The organism is Soonwooa sp. T0.1_25, from assembly GCF_057652215.1.
Genome location: NZ_JBYFBZ010000013.1, coordinates 47162 through 54427 on the forward strand (window position 1 = coordinate 47162; position 7266 = coordinate 54427).

Here is a 7266-nt window from a genome sequence, read left to right on the forward strand (position 1 = left end):
GTATTTTTGTTGTATGAATTCCGATTTAGAACTTCAGCTAAAAACCTTGGCCTCGGATCCAGGCGTTTACAGATACTATGACAAGAATAATCAGTTGTTATATGTTGGTAAGGCTAAAAATCTGAAAAAAAGAGTTTTATCTTATTTTAATAAAAACTTGTCGAGCTACCGAACCAAAATTATGGTTGGGAAAATTTTTCGATTAGAGACGACCATTGTCAACAGCGAATATGAGGCGCTTTTATTAGAAAATAATTTGATAAAAGAACATCAGCCGTTTTATAATGTGATGTTAAAGGATGACAAAACTTATCCTTGGATTTGTATTAAAAATGAGCCTTTTCCACGAATTTTTATGACTCGAAATGTCATTAAAGATGGTTCGGAATATTTTGGTCCTTATGCCAAGATTCGGCCTGCGAAGATTCTTTTGGATACAATCAAGCATATTTATAAACTTCGAACTTGCAACCTAAATCTTTCGGCGGACAAAATAGAAACTGGAAAATATAAAGTTTGTCTAGAATATCATATTAAAAATTGTGAAGGACCTTGCGAAGGTTTGGAATCCGAGGAAGAATACAACGAAAAAATTGATGCGATACGAGGTATTATTAAAGGTGATTTCCGGAAAGCTAAAGATTATTTGACGACTCAAATGATGCGTTATGCTGTCGATTTAAAATTTGAAAATGCACAAATGATTAAGGAAAGAATCGACGCTTTGGAAGATTATCAAACCAGAAATACGATTGTCAATCCTAATATTGATGATGTTGATGTATTTGGGATGACGAGCGATGAGACGGCGGCTTATGTTAATTTCTTTAAAATTAGAAACGGAAACATTATCCAAAGTTTTACCACAGAAATTAAAAAGATTTTGGATGAAACCGATGAAGATATTTTGGAAGAAGCTTTAATCGAAATTCGACAAAAATTTGGTTCGGATTCTAAAGAGATTTTAATTCCGTTTCATTTGAGTGTTGAGATTCCGAATGTTAAATTGATTGTTCCAAAAGTCGGTGATAAAAAGCGTATCGTAGAATTGTCGGAGAAAAATGCCCGAGAATATCGTTTAGAAAAATTAAAAGCAGTACAAATTGTTGATCCCGATCGCCACACCAACCGAATCATGGCTGAGATGAAATCTTTACTCAGAATGCCTGTGGAACCACGACATATCGAAGGATTTGATAACTCGAATATTCAGGGGACTAATCCGGTTTCGGCTTGTGTTGTTTTTAAAGATGGAAAACCAAGCAAAGCAGATTACAGAATTTTTCATCCCAAAACGGTGGAAGGAGCAAACGACTTTGCAACGATGGAAGAAGTTATCTATCGTCGTTACAAAAGAATGTTGGACGAAGGTGAAGAATTACCACAGTTAATTTTGATAGATGGTGGTAAAGGTCAACTGTCTTCTTCGGTGAAGAGTCTTAAACTACTCGGTCTTTACGGTAAAATTACAATTGTTGGTATTGCAAAACGTTTAGAAGAAATCTTCTTCCCGAATGATCCTATTCCGTTGTATTTGGATAAAAAGTCCGAAACTTTAAAAATTTTACAAAGAGTACGAGATGAAGCGCACCGATTTGGCGTAAGACATCATAGAACACGACGTAAAAATTCAACAATAAAATCGGAGTTGGAAGAAATACCTGGTGTCGGTCCAAAATCAATCGAATTACTTTTGTCTAAACTAAAATCTGTAAAAAGAATAAAAGAATCGAGCCTCGAAACTTTAGAAGAAATCCTCGGAAAGTCCAAAGCAAAAGTGGTTTGGGAATATTTTAATTTTGGAGAATAGTTTTTTGAATGATTAAAATTAGTTCTTGTTAGATTTTTGTTTCTTTTTTTCTTCACCTAATCTCGTGATATTGCTGTCTATACTTTGGAAATTAAGAGCGCACAAAACACCATTATTTGTGGTGCGTCCTTATTGGAACGAAGTAGTCTTGCAAAACTAGAATTTACCTCCATCGTATTTTTTTTCGTTGTCGGTTACTTGTAACATTTGTTTTTGTTTAAAAGAAAACAATTTCGCCATAATAAGATTCGGGAATTCTTGTATTCCGGTGTTGTACAAATTGACGCTATCATTAAGAAACTCTCGTTGGCCAGCAATAATATCCTCAAGTTGAGTAATCCGTTGTTAAAATGCCATAAAGTTATTGTTTGCTCGCAAAATAGGATAGTTTTCGGCAACTAGCATAACAGATTTTAGGCTTTTATCAAGTTGATTGGTAATATTTACTTTTTCATCAGCAGATGCTGCATTGTAATATTTTGCCCGCAGTTTTGTAAGTTGCTCAAGCGTTTTGGCTTCGTAATTTTTTGATTCTTTTACGACAGCGATAAGATTTGGGATTTCGTCGGCACGTTGTTTTAGGACAAGATCAATATTAGTAAATGATTTTTCAATATTGTTTTTTAAGAAAATAATTTTATTAAAAACGCTAATAACAAAGCCAATTATCAAAAGAATTACAACGCCAATGATGAAATAAAATAATATTTGTTCGTTCATGTTTTTTAAAAATTATTCGCCAGACTCGGCTTGTATTGCTTCGTCTGCATGCTCATCGTCATCAGAAGAATGGTTGATGACTTCTATTTTAAATTGTTTTTCTTTTGGTTTTTTAGTTTTAAAAAGTGAAAAATTAGGTTTTGCAATGACCAATTTACGACCATCCATGGACATTGGCGTCACTATGATAATGGCCATTAAAATTGCAAATACTGCGGAGTAGGCTTTTGCTTGATTCAATAAAGGGACAGAATCATTATACAAATTAATTTTGTCAATATCGCCAACTCCAAAGGTTTTGTTATAATCATCATAAGCGACAATCGCTTTGTTGTCTTGTAAACTCACATTCCCTATTAGAAGTATTTTTTTTTATCTTTTAATAAATATTGAGTAAAACGCTGGTTGTTATCATAATATTGCTAATCTTCTTCTAACCAAAGAAACGAAATGTTTGCACCTTTAACCAAGATTGAGCCGGTGTCATCGGTCAATGTAAAATCTTCGCAAACCGTTCTATCAAGTCTTGTTGTTTATGAAGTTTTCCCTTCTTTATTTGTGCTTTCGTCTTCTATGGTATATCGAAAACCGATACAATTTTTGCTTCCAATTGGTGAAATGCTCGGTTTTATTTGATGACATTTGCCTTGTAATTCTGCCAATCCCATTGCGACAGATCGTATTTTGGAATTTGGTAGACTAGCTTGGGTTTTTAGAAAACGTTTGTTGTTAGTCGATGCCATGATGGCTGCAACAAAGATTGCTATGAATACTAGGATTATTCCGCCTTGTCCAAAGAAATATAGTGACAAAGCTGGCTTTTGCTTCCCAACCAGAATTTATTTTCTGTTTTGTTGAATCTGGTAAATACTCAAAAAATTTTGCTTTGTATAGTTCTTCGGTTTTAAAATCATCATAATTCAGAGATTTAGAAATTGAAACTGGCTCCAGATGTTTTTTGAACAGAAGCTTTGCATAATTATCACCTTTTAGCCAAAGCATCATATTTCCGTTATTAGCCACACCTAGCAAAAATACCAAACCATGGACGTCACCATGGACGTTATATAATTTAGTAAACCGCTTTTGTTCTTGCGCTTCTTCAAAACATTGCTCTATGTCTTTGGTTGGTAACTGGATTTTTGTTTTATAAAATTTGTTAGCACGATAATCAAAATATGATAAAACCAGCTCAATTGGTAATCGCATTGGTTCTCGTGCTTCTGGGAAGTAGTAGGTATGTCCCCAGGTGTTTCCAAAACGGTTGACTTCGTCTTGACTTTGATAAAAACTGATACCAAGATCGTCGTGAGGATAATTAAAACTGACTTGTTCAATATACATCGGGTAGGAGAGTGGTACTGTAACACTTGAGTCAAAATTGTAACGATCCCAACTTTTGTAGAAAAACAAGTAACCAATATTAGCGATAATCATACGGACAACAATCGCTGAAAGGCATTTATTAAAAGTATTTAGTCTTTTCAACAGAGGTTAATGATTAAAGCCTTTAGCTAATTGACTCGCATACCATAAAACTCCAAAAAAAAAATAATAGCGATATAACTGTTAATATGATCATCAACCAAAACGCTAATGATTTTTTTGAGGTTTTATAAGAGATCACATAAATAATTTGGAAAATAGTGATTGTGAAGATCCAACATGTTAAAACTGTAAAAAAAAACGATTCTTCCGTGGGACCTTGCAAAATGAAAATGGCTGTCAAAATACATATCATTACAACCAATGCGACAGAAATTGGTTTGTTAAGATTTGTGTTTTGTACTTTGTTTTCCATTTTGAAGAGCTAACAAAGCATTTATAAGTTCTGAAATTAAAAAATATTTTTAATATTAATTTCAAAATTTAAGTAAAATGTTTTAAAACAAAAAAGCAGCGAGAGATTCGCTGCTTTTAGAGATTTTATTTTTTCTGAAAAACTTGTTTAGAAAAACTTCCATCGGACTGCGGAAATTCAATAACAATATTACCGTTTTCTGTATAAGCTAAAGTTTTTTGATTGTTCTCCAAAACGACATGGAAGATCCCAGGTTTGCTACTTTCTGTTAATTTCGCAAAAGGTGTTGAACTTTGTGACGAGACTAATATCAATTGATTTTGTCCTAACTTAATAAGTTGATAGTTGAGTTGTCCATTCGTGAAATTTAAGGATTTCTCTTGCGAAGTTGCAATCGAAGTTGTGTTAACATTCTCACTAATCGTTGCAACTGGAGTAGTTTCTTTATTACTTTCTAAACTTGTTGTGGTTTTAGGGTTAGAAATTGTTAGTGTTTTTGTTGCATTTTTTAATGCATCGGGATAACCAGTTTCAAAGTCTTTATCATCAGTACTGCCTTTTAGCTCCTGTATAATCTTATTATTACAATCCTTAAAAGTAATTTTTACTTTATTTTTTAAAAAAGAACTATCATCTAGGAGGTCTGCTTTAAGAACTGCGCAAGAATTATTATCCTCTTGGATGATTTTATATTTTTTTGACTTTAATTGCTGAATAAGAGTATTTCGAAGATTGAATTTATCCATCTTCTTTTCAAAAGAATTGGGTACGTAGATATATTCGTAATCAGAAATGTTTTGAGAGAATACAATTGATGAGGTTCCTATTAAAATTGATACAAATAGTTTTTTCATGCTTTTAAAATTAGAATACGAATATATAAATACTTTTTGTTTGATATGCCGTGTTTTCTCTATTCATGAAAAATAAATGATTTCACTAATTATTAGTTTTTTATGATAAGATTTAAAGCTATTTTCATGTTTATTTTACAAAAAGTTTAAAAATATTTTGCAAATTTCAAAATTAATATTACATTTGGTGAACATTCAAATCACACACACATATTTAAAATTTACCAAATCAAAAATGTGAAAAAACCTTTTCTTAATTAGAAAAGGTTTTTATTTTGAAGTTAAAGGTGTTTATTATTTTGATGAATTTAGGAAAACTCCCTTGTCGTTAAACTCTAATACCATGCCGTTACTTAGGTCAATTCGTTGTTTATTATTTTCCTTTTCCCATCCTACAATTTGTTGTTTTAGGTAATTTGCTTTGGTATAATCCCAGACATTTTTAGGAACAATCGACATTGGGATTTCTTGTTTAGTGTTACTCTCAATGTCTTCAAGTATATTTTGATGATCAAAATCTAATTCCATTTTATTGCCGAGAGTTACATTATATTCTGTCCCGAATTTTGTTTCTTCCTGTGTTACTTTGGCTATGGGCGTGTTAGGAAAATGTTTTTTAACAAAGTTGGTAATGGTTTTAGGCGTTTTGTTGATTTCAACTTCTTTTTCTTGTGCATTGACAAACAAAGTACAACAAAACGTACATAGATAGATTACAGTTTTCATAAGATTTAGTTTTAATCAAATCTAAGAAAAAAAATCCCTTCTATATACTTAATTTATGGAATTAATGACTCACAGACTTTAGACCTACAATCGAACCAATTAATGTACTGATGAAAAATATACGCCAAAAAGTTACAGGCTCTTTAAAAACAAAAATTCCAACCAATACAGTTCCAACAGCGCCAATGCCCGTCCAGACTGCATAGGCGGTTCCTATTGGCAGACTTTGTGTCGCCTTTATAAGTCCTAACATACTTATAGTTAAACAAATTAAAAATCCAGCGTACCAAAGATAAGATTCTGTTCCTGATGTTTCTTTAGCTTTGCCGAGACATGATGCGAAGCCAACCTCGAAGAATCCTGCAATAATTAATATAATCCAGTTCATTTTTTAAAAAATTTGCGCAAATTTCTTAAAAAAATATGCGATAAACATTTTACAAATGATAAAAACTTATTTTATTTGAGCCCTGATTCTACTCAAGCTAACTTGTGTAATCCCAAGATATGAAGCAATATGCCGAAGAGCAGCGCGTTGTAGCAAGTTGGGACCACCCAATCTTCTAGCAGCTCAATGTTTTCGTAGTTTTTCTTGTTATAGACGTAGTTGTTCATCGGGATTAGAGGCTGACCTTCTGTACCAAACCAAAAAGTAACTTCCTGACCCTCAAAATCTGTAAAAGCCCTTACCAAACCATCTTTCACAAAGTAGAGATGTTTTTCGGTTTTATCAGCCGATAATATAATAATGCCTTTTTGTAAGTCTAAATGCTCAAAATGCTGGCACATCAATTTATTGATGTCTTCCGACAGAGGGCATACATTATTAATAATGTTATAGAGTACTATGTCTATTAATTCTACATACGAATCTAAGCATAAAAATTATTTCGGGCAATCCTCGCGCCTTTCTGAAGTCCTTGCTAGCTCGGTCGGGCTGTCCGCTGCATCTTGTGAGCTTCGCTCGGCCGTCTATGTTACGTTGCTCGTTCGTCGCGCCGTAACACCGTCGCCTTGCTCCGCTCCAAGGATGTCGCTTCCATCCCTATTGCAGATTCGGGATAATTATTGAATTACGATTTTCAATTTTAGATTTACGATTTTTAATTTAGAATTATGAATTATGAATTATGAATTATGAATTATGAATTATGAATTATAAATTATGTTTTGCATTATAAGAAACAAGTTGTTGTTAAATCTTATGTTTTCTTTTGTGGTTAAGCTTCTAAAAGAAGTTTGTTTTTCCTAATTAAGCTTTGCGCCTTTAGTTTCCTTAAAATAGTAGTGATAATTAAAAACCTTAGTTTCGCTTTGCGATAAAATCTCTTTTGATTATTAAGTATAAAGGCAGA

At 32.8% G+C, this 7266-nt stretch carries 8 protein-coding genes and 1 pseudogene; 1 reads left to right on the plus strand and 8 read right to left on the minus strand.

Annotated elements, in window-relative coordinates:
- Positions 1-13: 13 nt before the first annotated feature.
- A complete protein-coding gene (gene uvrC / locus AC23MB_RS12760; RefSeq protein WP_374329149.1) occupies positions 14-1810 on the plus strand; it encodes an excinuclease ABC subunit UvrC in 1797 nt (598 codons plus the stop codon).
- 156 nt (positions 1811-1966) lie between these two features.
- Here the strand turns inward: uvrC and AC23MB_RS12765 are convergent.
- From AC23MB_RS12765 to AC23MB_RS12800, 8 genes and pseudogenes are all read right to left on the minus strand, one after another.
- Positions 1967-2530: pseudogene (locus AC23MB_RS12765) on the minus strand (LemA family protein).
- A gap of 12 nt (positions 2531-2542) precedes the next feature.
- On the minus strand, positions 2543-2878 hold the full coding sequence (locus AC23MB_RS12770) for a hypothetical protein (protein WP_312324708.1): 336 nt from the start codon (positions 2876-2878) through the stop codon (positions 2543-2545).
- A gap of 185 nt (positions 2879-3063) precedes the next feature.
- Positions 3064-3273: a hypothetical protein gene (locus tag AC23MB_RS12775; RefSeq protein ID WP_312324707.1), complete on the minus strand. Its 210-nt coding sequence runs from the start codon at positions 3271-3273 to the stop codon at positions 3064-3066.
- A complete protein-coding gene (locus AC23MB_RS12780; protein ID WP_374329151.1) occupies positions 3260-4018 on the minus strand; it encodes a DUF2931 family protein in 759 nt (252 codons plus the stop codon). The genes AC23MB_RS12775 and AC23MB_RS12780 overlap by 14 nt, the downstream gene beginning before the upstream one ends.
- Positions 4019-4456: 438 nt before the next feature.
- Positions 4457-5185: a hypothetical protein gene (locus AC23MB_RS12785; RefSeq protein ID WP_312324401.1), complete on the minus strand. Its 729-nt coding sequence runs from the start codon at positions 5183-5185 to the stop codon at positions 4457-4459.
- Between the two features lie 294 nt (positions 5186-5479).
- Positions 5480-5911, minus strand: coding sequence for a PepSY-like domain-containing protein (locus AC23MB_RS12790; protein WP_312324400.1), 432 nt, complete (start codon positions 5909-5911; stop codon positions 5480-5482).
- 61 nt (positions 5912-5972) lie between these two features.
- Entirely contained in the window at positions 5973-6299 is a 327-nt protein-coding gene (locus tag AC23MB_RS12795; protein ID WP_312324399.1) for a DMT family transporter, read from the minus strand.
- Positions 6300-6391: 92 nt separating this feature from the next.
- On the minus strand, positions 6392-6700 hold the full coding sequence (locus AC23MB_RS12800; RefSeq protein WP_312324396.1) for a cyclic nucleotide-binding domain-containing protein: 309 nt from the start codon (positions 6698-6700) through the stop codon (positions 6392-6394).
- Between the last annotated feature and the right edge of the window lie 566 nt (positions 6701-7266).